Below are 18,235 nucleotides of genomic sequence, written 5' to 3'. Positions count from 1 at the left end.
GTCAGGCACGCTTCGGTAACCGGACCAGGCGCGTGCCGCTGAAGCGGTCGTGGAAGGTCAGACGGTCGCGGTCCAGCCACGCCCACCAGAAACCCAGGCCCACGGCCAGCGTCGAGACGGTCGCCAGCGCATAGCGGCGCCACAGCGCGGCCAGCGTCGGCGCGCTGCCGTCGGTCGCGATCACCTTCAAGCGCCATGGCCGCATGCCCAGGGTCTGTCCGCCACGCAGCCAGCTGAAGGTGGCGTACAACCCGGCAACGCCCCAGCAGCAGCTCCACAGCAGCCCCCACATCAGGCTGTAGGGCTCGATGTTGTGGCGGACGTTGTCGCTGATCACGACGTCGACGAGGACGAACGGAATCGCCACGGCGAGCCACATCGCCAGTACCGGCCAGACGTCGTAGAGCAGGGCGAGCAGGCGCCAGCCGATCAGGGCGCGGGGGTTTGCCGGGGTGGGTGCGGGATCCGTCATCGCGACAGGATACCGGCTAACCCTGGGCAACCTCCCTTGGCGTTGTGGCGCGACATAAGTCGCGACGGCCGACCCGACCGAGGTTCCTTTCGCGACGGATGTCGCGCCCACAGGAAGCCGGTGCGCCCAAGCAACAGGTGCATGGCCTAAGCTGGCGGCATGTCTTCCCGCACGCCCGCCGAACGCCGCCAGCAGGCGAACGCCCTGCCTCCCGTTCCGGACACCGACGCCGCGGACATCGCGGCTTTCCTCGATGCGATCTGGGCCGAGAACGGTCTTGCGCGGCCGTCGCTCGACAGCTACCGGCGCGACCTGGAAGGATTCGCGCGCTGGCGCAATGGCCGCGAAGGCGGCCTGGCCGCGGCCGATCGCGCCGTGCTGTTCGACTACCTCGCCTGGCGCACGCGCGAAGGCTATTCGCCGCGCAGCAACGCCCGCCTGCTGTCGGCCCTGCGCGCGTTCTTCGCCCATCGCCTGCGACGCGGTGAGCGTCGCGACGATCCGACGGCGCTGCTCGATCCGCCGCGCCTGCCGAGGTCGCTGCCCAAGGCGTTGGCCGAAACCGAGATCGATGCGCTGCTCGGCGCGCCCGACATCGCCACGCCGCTGGGCTTGCGCGACCGCGCCATGCTGGAACTGATGTACGCGGCCGGCCTGCGCGTCAGCGAACTGGTGACGCTGCCGGCCACCGCCGTCAACCTGCGGCAGGGTGTGCTGCGGGTCACCGGCAAGGGCAGCAAGGACCGGTTGGTGCCGCTGGGCGAGGAATCGCAGCACTGGCTCGAGACCTATCTCGCGCAATCGCGTCCGGTCCTCGCAGGCAAGCGCAGCGTGCCGTTCCTGTTCGTCGGTGCCACCGCCGAGCCGCCGACCCGCCAGCAGTTCTGGGCGCTGGTGAAGCGGTATGCCGCCGCCGCCGGCATCGATCCGGTCCGCATCAGTCCCCACGGGTTGCGGCACAGTTTCGCCACCCATCTGCTGAACCGCGGTGCCGATCTGCGGGCCCTGCAGCTGCTGCTGGGGCACAGTTCGCTGTCCACCACGCAGATCTACACGCTGGTCGCGCGCGAGCACCTCAAACAGCTGCACGGACGCCATCATCCGCGTGCCTGAACGCCCTCGCGCGATGGGACGGTTAAGCCGCCTGCCCGCCGCCCTGTGCCAGAATCCCCGCCTGTTCCTGCCAATCTGCCGCCCCGCGGCCTATCCCGGATGCCCTTGATGCCCCGCCTGATCACCGCCGCCCTGCTGGGCGCCCTGAGCCTGACCGCCTGCGCCCAGGCCCCGCAGCCGCCCGCGAAGGCGGAAGCTGACGCGGCGCCGGCGCCGGCCCCCCAGATCAAGCCCGGCCAGGGCGCGACCCCCGATGAGCGCGCCCGTTCCGCCGTGGCGCAGCTCAATGCACGGGTCAAGGTCGATTACGTCGGCGCCGCGCCGCTGCCGGGGTTCCGCGAGGTGATCGCCGGCGGGCAACTGCTCTACATCAGCGACGATGGCCGCTACCTGCTGCAGGGCTCGGTACTCGACCTGCAGCAGCAGGAAGACGTCATGCAGAACAGCGCCGCGCTGGCGCGGCACCGCACCCAGCTGATCGCCACCATCCCCCACAGCGAGAAGATCGTCTTCGCGCCGCCGAACGCCAAGTACACCGTCACCGTGTTCACCGACATCGAGTGCGGCTACTGCCGCAAGCTGCACGAGGAGATCGCCGAGATCAACCGCCAGGGCATCGCGGTGGAGTACCTCGCGTTCCCGCGCATGGGCCTGGGCAGCCAGGACCACAAGGACATGATCTCGGTCTGGTGCGCGCCCGACCGCAAGCGCGCGCTGACCGACGCCAAGGCCGGCAAGTCGATCCCCTCGCGCGACTGCAAGAACCCGGTGACGATGGAGTTCGACGTCGGCCAACGGGTCGGCGTGAGCGGCACACCGGCCATCTTCTCGGCCGACGGCATCCAGCTGGGCGGCTACCTGCCGCCGGCCGCGCTGCGGGCCAAACTGGACGAACTGGCGGCGAAAAAGGCCCCGGCCGCCGCCGCAGGCGCCGCTCCCTGACCCGAACGAAGCCGGCCCCGTGCCGGCTTCGCTACAATAGCGGGCCCCGTCCTGACGGCACGCCCCCACGGTTCCGGACATGATCGTCCTCGAAGGCCAACCGGCCTTGTCGCACTTCCGCCGCGCGCGGCTCGAATCCAAGCTCCAGTCCATCGCTCCCGCCGTCCGCATCCGCGGGGCCTGGCATGTCTACTTCATCGACCCCGAGACCGGCGCCACGCCGGATCTGGCCACGCTGCGCCGCATCCTGCAGGCCGGCGACCAGGACGAAGGTCTGGCCGACGGCGCCGTCTCCCGCTTCGTGACGCCGCGCCTGGGCACGCTGTCGCCTTGGGCCAGCAAGGCCACCGAACTGCTGCGCGGCGCCGGGCAGCCGGTGAAACGCGTCGAGCGCGGCCTGCGCATCGACCTGGAGGGCTGGAGCGACGACCAACCGGCGCTGGCGAAGGCCCTGCACGACCCGATGACGCAGTCGCTGCTCGCCACGCGCGAACAGGCCCAAGCGCTGTTCAGCGCACCGGCGCGTGGCGAACTGGAACGCATCCCGCTGGCGCAACTGGAAGCGGCCAACGGCCGACTCGGCCTGGCACTGGCCGACGACGAGATCGATTACCTGCGCGCGCGCTACACCGAGCTGGGCCGCGACCCCTCGGACGTCGAACTGATGATGTTCGCGCAGGCGAACTCGGAGCACTGCCGCCACAAGATCTTCAACGCCAGCTGGACCATCGACGGCAAGGACCAGGACCGCTCGCTGTTCCGGATGATCAAGCACACCCACGCGCAGACGCCGGAGCATACGCTCAGCGCGTACAGCGACAACGCGGCCGTGATCGAGGGTTATCCGTCGGCGCGATTCCGTCCCGACGCCGGCGGCCAGTACCGTCTGGAAGCGACCGTCGACTCGGCGTTCTGCATCAAGGTCGAGACGCACAACCATCCGACCGCGATCGCGCCTTTCCCCGGCGCCAGCACCGGAGCCGGCGGCGAGATCCGCGACGAGGGCGCGACCGGCCGCGGCGGCAAGCCGAAGGCCGGCCTGACCGGTTTCTCGGTCTCGCACCTGCGCATTCCCACGCTGCCGCAACCGTGGGAAGCGCCGCGCGCGCTGAATCCGCGCATGGCGCCGGCGCTGGACATCATGCTCGACGGCCCGCTCGGCGGTGCCGCGTTCAACAACGAATTCGGCCGCCCCAACCTGCTCGGCTATTTCCGCAGCTTCGAACTGCCCGAAGGTGCGAACCTGACGCGCGCCTACGACAAGCCGATCATGCTGGCCGGCGGCCTCGGTGCGATCGACCGCATCCAGGTCGAGAAGAAGACGCTGTCGGCGGGCGACGCGGTGATCGTGCTCGGCGGCCCGGCGATGCTGATCGGCCTGGGCGGCGGCGCCGCCAGTTCGGTCGCCTCCGGCGAGAGCGCCGAGGAGCTCGATTTCGCCAGCGTGCAGCGCGACAACCCCGAAATGGAGCGCCGCTGCCAGGAGGTCATCGACCGCTGTGTCGCGATGGGCGAAGACAACCCGATCCTGTGGTTCCACGATGTCGGTGCGGGCGGCCTGTCCAATGCGATCCCGGAGCTGCTGCACGACTCCGGCGTGGGCGGCGTGATCGACCTGGGCAAGGTGCCCAGCGATGATCCCTCGCTGTCGCCGATGCAGCTGTGGTGCAACGAATCGCAGGAGCGCTACGTACTGGGCGTGCCGCAGGCGCGGCTGGCCGAGTTCGCGGCGATCTGCGAGCGCGAGCGGTGTCCGTTCGCCGCGGTGGGCGTGGCGACGAAGGAAGAACGGTTGGTGGTCGGTTACGGCGCGACCGTCGAAACCCTTCCTCCGCTTGCGGGGGAAGGTGCCCGAAGGGCGGATGGGGGCAAGGCTACGGACGCAGGCCCCCACCCCAACCCTCCCCCGCAGGCGGGGGAGGGCGCTGATCGCTACCCCATCGACCTGCCGATGGACGTGCTGTTCGGCAAGCCGCCGAAGATGCACCGCGACACCGGCTATCCGGACGCGCCCAAGTGGCCTGCGCTGCAGACGGCGTCGCTCGACCTACGCGAAGCAGGCTTGCGCGTGCTGGCGCATCCGACGGTCGCGTCCAAGCAGTTCCTGATCACCATCGGCGACCGCAGCGTCGGCGGCCTGACCGCGCGCGACCAGCTGGTCGGCCCGTGGCAGATGCCGGTCGCCGACTGCGCGATCACGCTGAGCGGTTACGAAGGCTTCGTCGGCGAAGCGATGGCCATCGGCGAACGCACGCCGCTGGCGCTGCTGGATGCCGCCGCCGCCGCCCGCATGGCGGTCGGTGAAGCGATCACCAACCTGTGCGCCGCGCCGGTCGAATCGTTGCATCGCGTGAAGCTGTCGGCCAACTGGATGGCCGCCGCCGGTCATCCGGGCGAAGACGCGCTGCTGTTCGATGCGGTGAAGGCCGTCGGCATGGAGCTGTGCCCCGACCTGGACATCAGCATCCCGGTCGGCAAGGACTCGCTGTCGATGCAGGCGCAATGGCACAGCGATGGCCAGGCGCAGAAGTCGGTGTCGCCGGTGTCGCTGATCATCAGCGCGTTCGCGCCGGTGACCGACGTCCGCCAGCAGCTCACGCCGCTGCTGTCGCGCGACGACGACAGCGAGCTGTGGCTGATCGGCCTGGGTGCCGGCAAGAAGCGCCTCGGCGGTTCGGTGCTGGCGCAGGTCTATCCGCAGTCCGGCGGCGACGGCGCCTGGCCGGCATTCGCCGGCGACGATCGCGAGGAGAGCGTGCCCGATCTCGACGATCCGCAGCGCCTGCGCGATTTCTTCCACCTGATCGCCGACGCGCGCGAATCCGGCCTGCTGCTGGCCTACCACGACCGCAGCGACGGCGGCGCGTTCGCCGCCCTGTGCGAAATGGCGTTCGCCTCGCATCGCGGCCTGGACATCAACCTCGACGGCTGGGGCGACGATGCCTTCCGCACGCTGTTCGCCGAAGAGCTCGGTGCAGTGGTGCAGGTGGCCGACGAGGACCGCGCCGCATTCGCCGACCTGGTCGAACGCCATGCGTTGACCGAGTGCGCGCAGCGCATCGCACGTCCGACCACGGCGTCCACGATCCGCGTGCAGCAGGACGGCGACGTGCTGGCCGAATGGCGTTGGGAAGAGCTGTTCGATGCCTGGTGGTCGGTCACGCACGCCATGCAGAAGCTGCGCGACAACCCCGACGCCGCCGACCAGGAGCGCGAGACCGCCCGCCAGTTCGGCCGCGCCGGACTGAAGCCGAAGCTGTCCTTCGATGCGGGCGACGACGTCGCGGCGCCGTTCATCGCCACCGGCAAGCGGCCGAAGGTCGCGATCCTGCGCGAGCAGGGCGTCAACGGCCAGATCGAGATGGCGTCGGCCTTCGCGCGCGCCGGCTTCGACGCGTTCGACGTGCACATGAGCGACCTGATCGGCGGCCGCGTGGCGCTCGATGGTTTCAGCGGCCTCGCCGCGTGCGGCGGCTTCAGCTACGGCGACGTGCTGGGCGCGGGCCGTGGCTGGGCGACCTCGATCCTCGAGCGCAGCGCGCTGCGCGATGCCTTCGCCGCGTTCTTCGCGCGCCAGGACACGTTCTCGCTGGGCGTGTGCAACGGCTGCCAGATGATGAGCCAGCTGAAGGACATCATTCCCGGCGCGCAGCACTGGCCGCAGTTCCTGCGCAACCAGAGCGAACAGTTCGAGGCCCGCGTGGCGTTGCTGGAAGTGCAGGAATCGCCGTCGGTGTTCTTCCGCGGCATGGCCGGTTCGCGCATCCCGGTGGCCGTGGCGCATGGCGAAGGCCGCGCGTCGTTCACGGGCGCGGTTGACCAGGCCGCTGCCCGCACCGCGCTGCGCTACGTGGACGGCGACGGGGCGGTGGCGACGACCTATCCGCTCAATCCGAACGGCTCGCCCGACGGCATCGCCGGCCTGACCAGCGACGACGGCCGCGCGACGATCCTGATGCCGCATCCCGAGCGCACACCGCGCAGCGCCAACCACAGCTGGTACCCGGCCGGCTGGCCGGACGACTCGCCGTGGCTGCGCATGTTCCGCAACGCGCGGGTGTGGGTGGGATGAACCCGCGTGGCCGCCAGCGATGGCGGCCGACGCCGTGGCGACGCGGCACCTGATAAAGTCCGTGCCAAGGGCGTTATCAGGCCCTGGGAGGCCTTCATTGGACGCAGCCGCGCTCGACAATCCGCTTTCCGACGACGAGCGCATCGTCGCGGCCCTGCTGGCGCGCGGGCGGCTGAAGGAAGCCGACCTGGCACGTGCGCGCCGGCTGCAGGAGGAGGCGGGAGGTGGTCTGCCGTCGCTGCTGTCGCGCCTCGGTCTGGTGTCCGAGCGCGATCACGCCGAAACCGTGGCGGACGTGCTTGGATTGCCGCTGGTCACCGCGAAGGATGCACCCGACGTGCCGCCCGAATCGGTGGTGCTGTCGCAGCGCTTCCTCAAGCAGTTCCATGTCTGCCCCGTAGGCGAGGACGAGACGCACATCGACCTGCTGATGGCCGACCCGCAGGACCGTTACGCGCTGGATGCCGTGCGGCTGGCGACCGACCGTGTGGTGCGGCCGCAGGTCGCCTTGCGTTCCGAGATCAGCGACCTGATCGAACGCTATTACGGGCAGGGTCGCAGCGCGATGGGCGCCATCGTCGAGAATGCGGATGGCGAGGCCAGCGTCGATCTGGACGATGTCGAGCATCTGCGCGACCTTGCGTCCGAGGCACCGGTCATCCGTCTGGTCAACCTGGTCATCCAGCGCGCGGTGGAACTGCGTGCGTCCGACATCCATATCGAGCCGTTCGAGAACCGGCTGAAGGTGCGCTACCGCATCGACGGCGTGCTGGAGGAGGGCGAAAGCCCGCCCGCCAACCTCACGGCCGCCGTGATCAGCCGCGTCAAGATCATGGCCAAGCTCAACATCGCCGAGCGCCGCCTGCCGCAGGACGGCCGCATCATGCTGCGCGTGCAGGGCAAGGAACTGGACCTGCGCGTCAGCACTGTGCCGACCGCGCACGGCGAGAGCGTGGTGATGCGCCTGCTCGACCGCGAGACGGTGGTGTTCGACTTCAAGAAGCTCGGCTTCACCGATGCGTTCCTGCCGCAGTTCCAGAAGGTGCTGGAGCAGCCGCACGGCATCCTGCTGGTCACCGGTCCGACCGGCTCGGGCAAGACCACCACGCTGTACACCGCGCTGAGCAAGCTCAACACGCCGGACGTCAAGATCATCACGGTCGAGGATCCGGTCGAGTACCAGATCGAGGGCATCAACCAGATCCAGGCCAAGCCGCAGATCGGGCTGGACTTCGCCCACGCGCTGCGCAGCATCGTGCGCCAGGACCCGGACATCATCATGATCGGCGAAATGCGCGATCTCGAGACCGCGCGCATCGCCATCCAGTCCGCGCTGACCGGCCACCTGGTGCTGTCCACGCTGCACACCAACAACGCGGCCGGCGGCATCACCCGCATGCTGGACATGGGCGTGGAGGACTACCTGATGACCTCCACCATCAACGGCATCCTCGCCCAGCGCCTGGTGCGCCGGCTGGAGCCGACGCATGCGGAGAAATACGCCGCTTCGCCCGAGGAAATCGAGAAGTTCGGCCTGCGCCGCTTCCAGCCGCACGGCGAGGTCTTCCTGTACCGCCCGCGCGGCTCGGCGATCGCACCGACCGGCTATCTCGGTCGCACCACCATCGTCGAGTTCCTGGTGATGAACGACGCGATCCGCCGCGCGATCATGCGCCACGCCGGCATGGGCGAGATCGAGCAGCTCGCGCGCGAGAACGGCATGCGCACAATGTACGAGGACGGCATCGTCAAGGCGCTGTCCGGCGAAACCACCATCGAGGAAGTGCTGCGCGTCACCGAGGAGGGTTGAGGCGATGGACCGGATACTGGCGGGGTGCGTGGTGGTGCTGGCGGTTTCCGCGATGACGGAGGCGGCATCGGCGGGCAAGGCGGTACCGAAGACGCTGGCGCGCGGCGAACTGCCCGCCGGCTTCGCGATCGGCAGCGCCTCGCCGTCGCTGGCGCTGCAGGTGGAGGTCGTGGACGGCAAGGTGTCCGCCTCCGCACCGGCAGGCGATGCGCCGGGCAATCTGCGCGCCGCACGCAGCGGCGATGGCGCCCAGACCACGCTGATGGTCAGCAGCACGCTGCCGGTGACGATCAAGTTCGACCTCTATACCTCGACCGACGGCGAGCGTTTCACCTACAGCAGCAGTTGCGGCGTCACGCCGGGCATCTCGTCGTTCGAGATGTGGGAGCAACCGGTGAAGGACTTCGCGCTGGGCAATCCGCGCGTGCTGCCGGCCGGCCGCATGGCCTGCGACTGAAAACCGGCGGCGGGGAAAAAGAAAGGGCCCGGCATTGCCGGGCCCTTCTTCATTGCGCCGACCGGATTACAGGTCGATACCGAAGCCGACGCCGGCCGACTTCTCGTCGCCGCTGAACGCGCCGCCGATGCTGAAGGAGGCGCGCTCGCCGATCGGCTTGGAGTAGCCCACCGACAGGGCGTTCTCGCCGTTCTGCCAACCCGCGCCCACGGCGACGCGTCCACGCGGACTGCGGCTGCCGGCGGCGTTGATCGCCATGTTCAACATCGCCGAACTCATCGCGCCCATCTTGTCCAGACGGCGGTCCTGCTCGGAGAAACGACGGTCCACATCACCGCGGAAGGCGTTGAAGTCGTCCTCCAGCGCCTTGACCTGGAAGTCCGCATAGGCCTTCGCACTGTTCAACGTGCTCGCCGAGGACTGGTCGGTATAGGACTGCGCGCTGCTGAGCGTGTTGGCGTCGCCCGCATCGGCGTAGGACGCCGCCGCGGCGGGTACCTCGGCAGCCGCGGTGGCGTCGGCCGGTGCGGCGACCGCGGGCTGCCCGCTGGACACCGCGCTTCCCGTCGTCTCGCCGGCCGTCGTCGCGGTACTCCGGTTCGGTGCCGATGGCGTGCCGCCGGCGCCACCGGCACTCGCTGCGGGCGTGTCGCCTGCCGCTCGCGCCTGGCTGGCCTGTGCGGATGCCGGGGTACCGGTGGACGCGGTGGTGCCGGCCGTTCCGTTGTACATGCCGTACAGCTCGTTGAGCTTGGCGTCGACGGCGGTGAAGGCCGCGCCCACGTTGTTGTACGACGTGCCCTGGATCGTGTAGCTCGGCGCGATGAACACGCCACCGGAGAAACCCGCACCGCCGCCCAGTGCGCTGGCGACGAAGTTCAGCTGCGACAGGTTGACCGCGTCGGTGGCCTGGGTGCCGGCCGCCACGTTGGTGATCTGCCGCTCGCTGCCTGCACTGCCGACCGACACCGTGTCCTCGCGGTCGGCGACCGAATCGCCACCGATGGCCACGCTGTTGTCGGCTTCGGCCGTCGCGAGGTTGCCCAGCGCGACCGAATTGACACCCGGCGAATACGCACCCCCGCCGACGGCGACCGAGTAGTCGCCGGAGGCTTCGGTCGGGAGGAAGCCGAAGAACGCACCCCCGACCGCGACGCTGTTGTCGCCACTGGCGACGGCGTTGGAACCGAGCGCGGTGCTGTCGTAGTTGCTCGCCACGGCACCGAAACCGAGCGCGGTCGCGTTCTCCTGCGATGCTTCCGCTCCGTAGCCGATGGCGGACGCACCGCGGGCGGACGCGCTGCTGTAGCTGCCGATGGCGGAGGAGCCATCACCCGAGGCGTCGCTGCGGAAGCCGTTCGCGGTGGCCTGCAGTCCCGATGCCGAGCTCTCGGTACCGCTGGCGGTGGCATAGGCGCCGGACGCGGAGGCGCCGGCACCGGTCGCGGTGGCACCGCTGTCGCTGGCGACCGCACCGGCACCCACGGCGGTGGCGTCGTCCGCCGTCGCTTCGGTACTGGCGTAGACCGGATTGCCATCCGCATCCAGCAGTGGATTGCCGTCTTCGTCGAGCAACGGACGCTGTCCACCGACGGCAACCGCGCCCGCCCCCGATGCCTGCGCGCCGGCACCACTGGCGACGCTGTTCTCACCGGTCGCGGTCGCGTTGAAGCCGGACGCAGTTGCACCGTTGGCCAGGGCGAACGCGCCGGAACCCGTTGCCGTCGCGCCGACGCCATCGGCCAGCGCCGCCGAACCGGAGGCCGTGGCGTAGTCGCCGTTGGCGGTGGCGTCGTCGCTGCCATCGCCCGCGCCGTTCGCCTTGAAGTAGCGCGTGGCGTTGCCGGAGGCTTCGGCGACGGCGTTGAGCTGGTCCAGGTTCACCGCATCGGTGCCTTCGGTACCGGCGGCGACGTTGGTGATTTGCCGTTCCGCACCCACGTCGCCGACCGACACGGTGTCTTCGCGGTCGTTCCACGAGTTCGCGCCGATCGCGACGCTGTTCGTCGCCCCTGCCACCGAATTCACGCCCACCGCCACGCTGTCGTCGCCGTCGGCGTAGCTGTTGTGGCCGAGCGCGGTGCTGTACGCGCCGGTGGCCCAGGCGCCGTTGCCGAACGCCGAGCTGCCGGTGCCGCTGGCGCGGGTGTTGATCAGGCCGAAGAACGTGGTGCCGCCGACCGCCGTGCTCTCGTCGCCGCCGGCACTCGCGCCTTCGCCCACGGCGGTTGCGCCGCTGCCGCCCGCCGCCGCGCCGTAGCCGAACGCCGAGGCGAAGTCGCCACCGGCGCTGCTGTAGCCGCCGACGGTGGTGGAAGCCAGGCCATCCGCACTGCTGCGGAAGCCGACGGCGGTGGACTGCGTCTCGGATGCGGAGGCTTCCGTGCCCAGCGCCGTGGAATAGGCGCCGGACGCATTCGCGCCGGCGCCGACGGCGCTCGCGCCGACCTCGCCGGCGATGGCGCCCGCACCGATGGCCGTAGCGTCATCCGCCGTGGCCTCGGTGCTCGCGTAGACCGGATTGCCGTCGGCATCGAGGACGGGATCGCCGTTCTCGTCGAACAGCTGGCGCTGTCCGCCGACCGCCACCGAGCCCGCGCCAGCGGCTTGCGCACCTGCACCATTCGCGACGCTGTTCGCGCCGGTCGCCGTGGCGTTGAAGCCGCTCGCCGTGGCGCCGTCGGCCAGCGCGAACGCCCCGGAACCGGTCGCCGTCGCGCCGACGCCATCGGCCAATGCCGCAGAGCCGGACGCCGTCGCGTAATCGCCGTTGGCGGTGGCGTCATCCGTGCCGTCATTGGCGCCGTTGGCCTTGAAGTAGCGCGTGGCGTTCTCTGATGCTTCGGCCACCGCGTTCAACTGGCCGAGGTTCACCGCATCGGTGTCCTCGGTACCTGCTGCGACGTTGGTGATCTGCCGCTCGCTGCCTGCACTGCCGACCGACACCGTGTCCTCGCGGTCGGCGACCGAGTCGCCACCGATGGCCACGCTGTTGTCGGCTTCGGCCGTCGCGAGGTTGCCCAGCGCGACCGAATTGACGCCCGGCGAATACGCACCCCCGCCGACGGCGACCGAGTAGTCGCCGGAGGCTTCGGTCGGCAGTAAGCCGAAGAACGCACCACCGACCGCCACGCTGTTGTCGCCGCTTGCGATCGCGTTGGAGCCCAGCGCGGTGCTGTCGTAGTTGCTGGCCACCGCACCGAAGCCCAGCGCGGTAGCACTGTTGCCGCTGGCCTCGGCGCCATAACCGAAGGCCGAGGCGCCGAAGTTCGAGGCACTGCTGTAACCGCCTATCGCGGTGGCGGCATCGTCGGACGCATCGCTGCGGAAACCGACGGCCGTGGCCTGGATGCCGGAGGCTGCGGCTTCGGTACCCACGGCGGACGAATAAGCGCCGGAAGCATTCGCACCTGCGCCCGCTGCGGTCGCCCCCGTTTCGCTGGCAACGGCGCCCGCGCCCAGGGCCGTCGCATCGTCCGCCGTGGCTTCCGTGCTGGCGTAGACCGGATTGCCGTCGGCATCGAGCACGGGATCGCCATTCTCGTCGAGCAGCGCGCGCTGCCCGCCGACGGCAACCGCGCCCGACCCCGATGCTTGCGCGCCGGCGCCACTGGCGACGCTGTTCGCGCCGGTCGCGGTGGCATTGAAGCCGGTGGCGGTCGCGCCATTGGCCAAGGCGAACGCGCCGGAACCGGTCGCCGTCGCACCGACGCCATCGGCCAGCGCGGCGGAGCCGGAGGCCGTGGCGTAGTCGCCATTCGCGACTGCGTCGTCGGTGCCGTCATTCGCGCCATTGGCCTTGAAGTAGCGCGTGGCGTTCTCCGAAGCTTCGACGACTGCGTTGAGCTGATCCAGGTTCACCGCGTCGGTGCCCTCGGTGCCGGCGGCGACATTGGTGATCTGGCGCTCGCTGCCCACGTCGCCCACCGAGACCGTGTTGTCGCGGTCGGCGGTCGAGTTGGCGCCGAGGGCGACGCTGTTGTCGCCCAGTGCGGTGCTGTAGAAACCGACCGCCGTGCTGTTGTCGCCGCTGGCCCAGGATTCCGCGCCCAGCGCCGTGGCGTAGTCGCCGGGCGCGTACGAGAAGAAGCCTGCCGCGGTGCTTTCCAGGCCAGACGCTTCCGACAGGCTGCCCGCCGCGAGGCTGTAGTCGCCCGCGGCGATCGCACCGGCACCGAAGGCCGCCGCACTGAAGCCGCTCGCCTGCGTATACACGAGCAGTCCGAAGCCGGGGATCAGGTCCGCCGGTCCACCGACCGCCAGGCTGTAGTCGCCGGTGGCGCCGCTGGCATGGCCGAAGCTGGAGGCGTACGAACCGGTCGCCGTGCTGCCGTAACCGAACGCGGAACTGGCTTCGCCACTCGCTTCGCTGAGCACGCCGAACGAGGAACTGCCGAGTGCGGACGCCAGGCTGCCGGAACCCACGGCCGTGGCGCCAAGGCCCGAGGCGACGGTGTTGACGGTGATCGGATTGCCATCGGCATCGAAGGCATCCACCGAGCCGCCGATGGCGATGCTGGAGTCGCCGCTGGCCTCCGCGCTGCTGCCGTTGGCGACGCTGTTCGCGCCGGTGGCGGTGGCGTTGAAGCCGGTGGCGGTCGCGCCATCGGCGAGCGCGAAGGCGCCAGAGCCCGTCGACGTCGCACCGACGCCATCGGCCACGGCGGCCGAACCGGAAGCGGTGGCGTAGTCGCCGTTCGCCGTTGCGTCGTCGGTGCCGTCCTCCTCGCCGTTGGCCTTGAAGTAGCGCGTGGCGTTTTCCGACGCCTCGGCGACTTCGTTCAACTGGCCCAGGTTCACCGCATCGGTGTCTTCCGTACCGGCGGCCACATTGGTGATCTGGCGTTCGCTGCCGGCGCTGCCGACGGAGACGGTGTCCTCGCGATCGGCGACCGAGTCGCCACCGATGGCCACGCTGTTGTCGGCTTCGGCGGTGGCCAGGTTGCCCAACGCGACCGAGCTGAAGCCCGGCGTATACGCACCGCCACCGACGGCAACCGAGTAATCACCCGAAGCTTCGGTCGGCAGGAAGCCAAAGAACGCACCACCGACGGCCACACTGTTGTCGCCGCTGGCGATCGAGTTGGAACCCAGCGCCGTGCTGTCGAAGTTGCTGGCGACTGCGCCGAAGCCCAGGGCCGTGGCACTGCTGCCGCTGGCCTCGGCGCCATAGCCGAAGGCGGACGCACCGAAGTTGGAGGCGCTGCTGTAACCGCCGATGGCGGTAGCAGCATCATCCGATGCATCACTGCGGAAGCCGACCGCCGTGGCCTGCGTGCCTGATACTGAAGCTTCGGTGCCGAGTGCGGACGAATAGGCGCCCGATGCATTCGCACCTGCGCCGACGGCGCTCGCACCGACTTCACCGGCCACGGCACCCGCGCCGATGGCCGTGGCGTCATCCGCCGTGGCTTCCGTGCTGGCATAGACCGGATTGCCATCGGCGTCGAGGATCGGATCGCCGTTCTCATCGAACAGTTGGCGCTGTCCACCGACGGCTACCGAGCCAGCGCCAATCGCCTGCGCGCCGCTACCGTTGGCGACGCTGTTCGCGCCCGTGGCGGTGGCATTGAAGCCGGAAGCGGTGGCGCCATCGGCCAGTGCGAAGGCGCCCGAACCGGTGGCCGTCGCGCCGACGCCATCGGCGACGGCCGCGGAGCCCGAGGCAGTCGCGTAGTCGCCCGTGGCGGTCGCGTCGTCCGTGCCGTCATTGGCGCCGTTGGCCTTGAAGTAACGCGTCGCGCTTTCCGAGGCTTCGGCCACCGCATTGAGCTGATCCAGATTTACCGCATCCGTTCCCTCGGTACCCGCGGCGACATTGGTGATCTGCCGCTCTCTGCCGGCGCTGCCGACGGACACCGTGTCCTCGCGATCGGCGACCGAGTCACCGCCCAGCGCCACGCTGTTGTCGGCGCTCGCCGATGCCAGGTTGCCGATGGCCGTTGCATTCGTGCCCGGCGCCCACGCGCCGCCGCCGACGGCGGTCGAGAAGTCGCCCGACGCTTCGGTCGGCAGGAAACCGAGCAACGATCCGCCGACGGCCACGCTGTTGTAGCCGGAGGCGATGGAGCCGGAACCGAGTGCGGTGCTGTCGCCGCCGCTAGCATCGGAGCCGTAGCCCACGGCCGTGTCGAAACCGCCGGACGCATTCGCGAATCCGCCGACCGCCACGGTCGCGACGCCGGTAGCCGTGCTGGTGTGGCCTGCGGCCAGCGCCTGCGTGCCCGACGCCGTGGATGAACTGCCGAAGGCGCCGGCGTAGGCGCCGGTCGCGCTGCTGCCTGTTCCCACTGCGCTGGCACCTGCGCCCGTGGCATTCGCCTGTGTGCCCACCGCGGTCGCATTCGCGCCGGTGGCATTGCTCTGGCTGCCCAGCGCCGTCGCGCCCTGCGCGGTCGCATTGCTGTCGTAGCCCACGGCGGTCGCATTCACGCCCTTGGCTTCGGCATAACCGCCGACGGCGGTGGCACCGGCCTTGTTGGCGATGCTCTTGTAGCCGACGGCCACGGCGTGGCGGCCGGAAGCATCGACATCATCGCCGCACGACACGGCATTCTCGCCGGGCCGGCCATCGATGATCGGATTTCCACGCGAGTCCACACAGAAGGCATTGCCCGTCCCGATCTGCGGCTTGTTGTTCTGCGGCTGGCCTTTCTGCTTGTCGTGCGCCAATGCCGCGCCGAACGGCGCACCTGCGAGCAGGGCCGAGACCAGCAGCGTCACGCCGAGCCGGGCACGCACGCGCGCACCGGAAGACATCACGCCGTGCGCGCGACGCGCGAACTCCGAGGCCACCACCAGCATGCCAAGGGAAGGGTTCCACACCTTGCTGTAAATCCTGTTCATGGATCACGTCCTTCATTCTGTGTTTTCGGGGGAATACGACAGCGCCCGGGCCGCGAAGCGGTACGGGAATTCGAGGCGGACTACGTCAGGGGAAATGACAGCGCGGCATGCGACAGGGGTGGCGCATGATCGCGTTGCACGAAGCCGCGGAGGCGAGAAAGACGAGGGCGCTGGTGCTCTGCTGCCGACCGCGAACGTGGCGCGGATTGCGCGAGGAAAATGATGCAGGCGTGATGCCAATCGAAAGGCGTGCAAGTGAAGCAGCGAAACAAGAAATCGCGTTGGCGAAAGATTTCCGCATTCCCCATCCCCTCATCCCGAGATGACGCTCAACAACTCCGTGTGATCGAACACTACAGCCGCGTTGTGCAATTTGCGAGAGATTTGCTACGTTCGACGCCACGCGAGGAAACCGCTGAAAACAAGGCGTTAACGCCATGTGTAGGTGGTGTGTAAAGCGTGTGGCGATCGCGTGAAGAGTGTCGTGGCAGGTAAACAGGGGTACATGCACGATCCGCTTGAAAGGGAAGTCGCAAGTCGTTGAGTAAGCACGTCGTAAACGGGTTACCCAGTTCGTTCATCCTTGTAGACATGGAGCAGGTCAAGTGAATTCATATTCTTCTTTCCGCATTTCGCATCGTCGTCCCCTCGTTGCTGCGCTCGCCGCAATCGTCACATTCGGAGCCTGCGCGATGACCGCCTACGCGGGCGATGTCAGTACCGCCGGATTGCGCGACGGTGAAACCTACGATCGTTTCATCGTGAAGTACCGCGACGGCAGTACTGCGAGCGCCAGCAATGCCACGTTGCAGCGTTCCCTGTCGGGGGCGGTGTCGCGCGCCGCGCTGGGTCCGGCCAACGGCAAGGCGGTGAGCGCTGCAAAGCTGCGCCGCCTCGGCATCGGTGCGGAACTGGTGCAGACCTCGCGCAAGCTGGATCGCGTGGAGGCGGAAAGCCTGCTGCGGCAGCTGGCGACCGATCCCGACGTGGAGTTCGTCGAGGTGGACGCGCGCCGCTATGCGCGCCTGGTGCCCAACGACACCTACTACAACCAGTATCAGTGGCACTTCAAGGATCCGGTCGGCGGCATCAACCTGCCGGCGGCGTGGGACGACGCGACCGGCGCGGGCGTGGTGGTCGCGGTGCTGGACACCGGCATCACCGCGCACAGCGACATGGATGCCAACATCCTGCCGGGCTATGACTTCATCAGCGACACGTTCGTCTCGCGCGACGGCGACGGGCGCGATGCGAATCCGCGCGACGAGGGCGACTGGAATCCGGTCGCGGGCGAGTGCTATGCCGGATCGCCGGTGCAGGACAGCAGCTGGCACGGTACGCACGTGGCCGGCACCGTCGCCGAAGTCAGCAACAATGCGAAGGGCATGGCGGGCGGCGCGTTCAACGCCAAGGTCGTGCCGGCGCGCGTGCTGGGCCGTTGCGGCGGCTACACCTCCGACATTTCCGATGCGGTGATCTGGGCGTCCGGCGGCACGGTCGCGGGCGTGCCCGCGAACGCCAACCCGGCCGAAGTGATCAACCTCAGCCTCGGCGGCTCGGGTGCCTGCAGTGCGGTGGAGCAGAACGCATTCAACATCGCCATCGCCAACGGCAGCACCGTGGTGGTGGCCGCCGGCAACGACGCGAGCAACGTCAACGGCTTCTCGCCCGGCAACTGCGCCGGCGTGATCACCGTCGGCGCCACGCGCATCACCGGCGGCATCGCGTCTTACTCCAACTACGGCACGCGCATCGACATCTCCGCGCCGGGCGGCGGCGGCAGCGTGGACGGCAATCCGGGCGGCTACGTCTGGTCGGCCGGCAACGCGGGCACCACCGTGCCGACCACCGAAACCTACTTCGGCATGGGCGGCACCTCGATGGCGGCACCGCACGTCGCGGCGGTCGTCGCGCTGATGCAGAGCGTGGCGGAAACGCCGCTGACGCCGGCGCAGGTGCTGGCCACGCTGAAGGCGACCGCGCGTCCGTTCCCCGTGGCGCCGCCGGCGAACCGGCCGATCGGGGCAGGCATCGTCGATGCCGCGGCCGCCGTGCAGGCCGTGTTGGGCGGCGGCGAACCGCCGACCGCCACGCCGCTGTCCAACAACGTGGCGGTGGGCGGCAACAGCGGCGCCAAGGATGCGGTGGTGCAGTACGCCCTGGTGGTGCCCGCCGGCGCGAAGAACCTGTCCTTCATCAGCTTCGGCGGCAGCGGCAATGCCGATGTCTACGTGAAGTTCGGCAGTGCCGCCACCGCGACGAGTTACGACCTGCGGTCGGTGCGCCCCGGCAACAACGAGGTGGTCAACATCGCCAACCCGCAGGCGGGCACGTACTACGTGTCGCTGGTCGGCAAGACGGCGTTCGCCGGTGTCAGCGTGCGGGGCAGCTTCACTGCGCCCTGAGGTCGTCGGCGACGACCGGTATCGCGGCCCCGGTTTCCGGGGCCGTTCCGTTTGGAGCGTGATGTCCGCGCATGACGCTGGACGGGGGAATACGGTAAGTTGGCGCATTCCTCCTTCG

The 18,235-nt window shown here is 69.4% G+C and carries 7 protein-coding genes and 2 pseudogenes; 7 read left to right on the top strand and 2 right to left on the bottom strand.

All coding sequences use genetic code 11. The features are described 5' to 3' along the window. Nucleotide 1 precedes the first annotated feature (1 nt). Entirely contained in the window at nt 2-472 is a 471-nt protein-coding gene (locus AC1Q5B_RS00595; RefSeq protein ID WP_492629810.1) for an RDD family protein, read from the bottom strand. Nucleotides 473-631: 159 nt separating this feature from the next. Here AC1Q5B_RS00595 and xerD point away from each other — a divergent pair, with 159 nt between their 5' ends. The 5 genes and pseudogenes from xerD to AC1Q5B_RS00570 all read left to right on the top strand — a co-directional run bounded on the left by xerD (nt 632) and on the right by AC1Q5B_RS00570 (nt 8,866). After that, nucleotides 632-1,585, top strand: coding sequence for a site-specific tyrosine recombinase XerD (gene xerD, locus AC1Q5B_RS00590; protein WP_492629809.1), 954 nt, complete (start codon nt 632-634; stop codon nt 1,583-1,585). Nucleotides 1,586-1,882: 297 nt separating this feature from the next. Then, nucleotides 1,883-2,527 (top strand): annotated as a pseudogene (locus AC1Q5B_RS00585) (DsbC family protein); the annotation flags it as partial. A gap of 79 nt (nt 2,528-2,606) precedes the next feature. Next, complete coding sequence (purL, locus tag AC1Q5B_RS00580; RefSeq protein WP_492629808.1) at nt 2,607-6,599, top strand: phosphoribosylformylglycinamidine synthase; 3,993 nt, start codon at nt 2,607-2,609, stop codon at nt 6,597-6,599. Between the two features lie 19 nt (nt 6,600-6,618). Further along, nucleotides 6,619-8,409, top strand: a complete 1,791-nt coding sequence (gspE, locus tag AC1Q5B_RS00575; protein ID WP_492629807.1) for a type II secretion system ATPase GspE — start codon at nt 6,619-6,621, stop codon at nt 8,407-8,409. Nucleotides 8,410-8,413: 4 nt separating this feature from the next. Next, a complete protein-coding gene (locus AC1Q5B_RS00570) occupies nt 8,414-8,866 on the top strand; it encodes a hypothetical protein (RefSeq protein WP_492629806.1) in 453 nt (150 codons plus the stop codon). Nucleotides 8,867-8,932: 66 nt separating this feature from the next. On the opposite strand, the pseudogene AC1Q5B_RS00565 reads toward AC1Q5B_RS00570, so the two are convergent. Beyond that, nucleotides 8,933-15,700 (bottom strand): annotated as a pseudogene (locus AC1Q5B_RS00565) (ESPR-type extended signal peptide-containing protein); the annotation flags it as partial. 137 nt (nt 15,701-15,837) lie between these two features. Here AC1Q5B_RS00565 and AC1Q5B_RS00560 point away from each other — a divergent pair. Together AC1Q5B_RS00560 and AC1Q5B_RS00555 are read left to right on the top strand one after the other, a co-directional pair. Next, nucleotides 15,838-16,038, top strand: coding sequence for a hypothetical protein (locus AC1Q5B_RS00560; RefSeq protein WP_492629805.1), 201 nt, complete (start codon nt 15,838-15,840; stop codon nt 16,036-16,038). Nucleotides 16,039-16,404: 366 nt separating this feature from the next. Next, nucleotides 16,405-18,117 (top strand): S8 family peptidase, encoded by a 1,713-nt coding sequence (locus AC1Q5B_RS00555; RefSeq protein ID WP_492629804.1) that lies wholly within the window; start codon nt 16,405-16,407, stop codon nt 18,115-18,117. The last annotated feature ends 118 nt before the right edge of the window (nt 18,118-18,235 follow it).

The organism is Pseudoxanthomonas sp. GW835-FHT14C01 (assembly GCF_058793715.1).
This window is presented reverse-complemented; position numbering and strand designations above follow the sequence as displayed.

Bases quoted from the DNA above. Each gene is read 5' to 3' on its own strand.
- xerD (WP_492629809.1), top strand. From the start codon at position 632: ATGTCTTCCCGCACGCCCGCCGAACGCCGCCAGCAGGCGAACGCCCTG.
- purL (WP_492629808.1), top strand. From the start codon at position 2,607: ATGATCGTCCTCGAAGGCCAACCGGCCTTGTCGCACTTCCGCCGCGCG.
- gspE (WP_492629807.1), top strand. From the start codon at position 6,619: ATGGCGGCCGACGCCGTGGCGACGCGGCACCTGATAAAGTCCGTGCCA.
- AC1Q5B_RS00555 (WP_492629804.1), top strand. From the start codon at position 16,405: ATGACCGCCTACGCGGGCGATGTCAGTACCGCCGGATTGCGCGACGGT.
- AC1Q5B_RS00570 (WP_492629806.1), top strand. From the start codon at position 8,414: ATGGACCGGATACTGGCGGGGTGCGTGGTGGTGCTGGCGGTTTCCGCG.
- AC1Q5B_RS00560 (WP_492629805.1), top strand. From the start codon at position 15,838: ATGATCGCGTTGCACGAAGCCGCGGAGGCGAGAAAGACGAGGGCGCTG.
- AC1Q5B_RS00595 (WP_492629810.1), bottom strand. From the start codon at position 472: ATGACGGATCCCGCACCCACCCCGGCAAACCCCCGCGCCCTGATCGGC.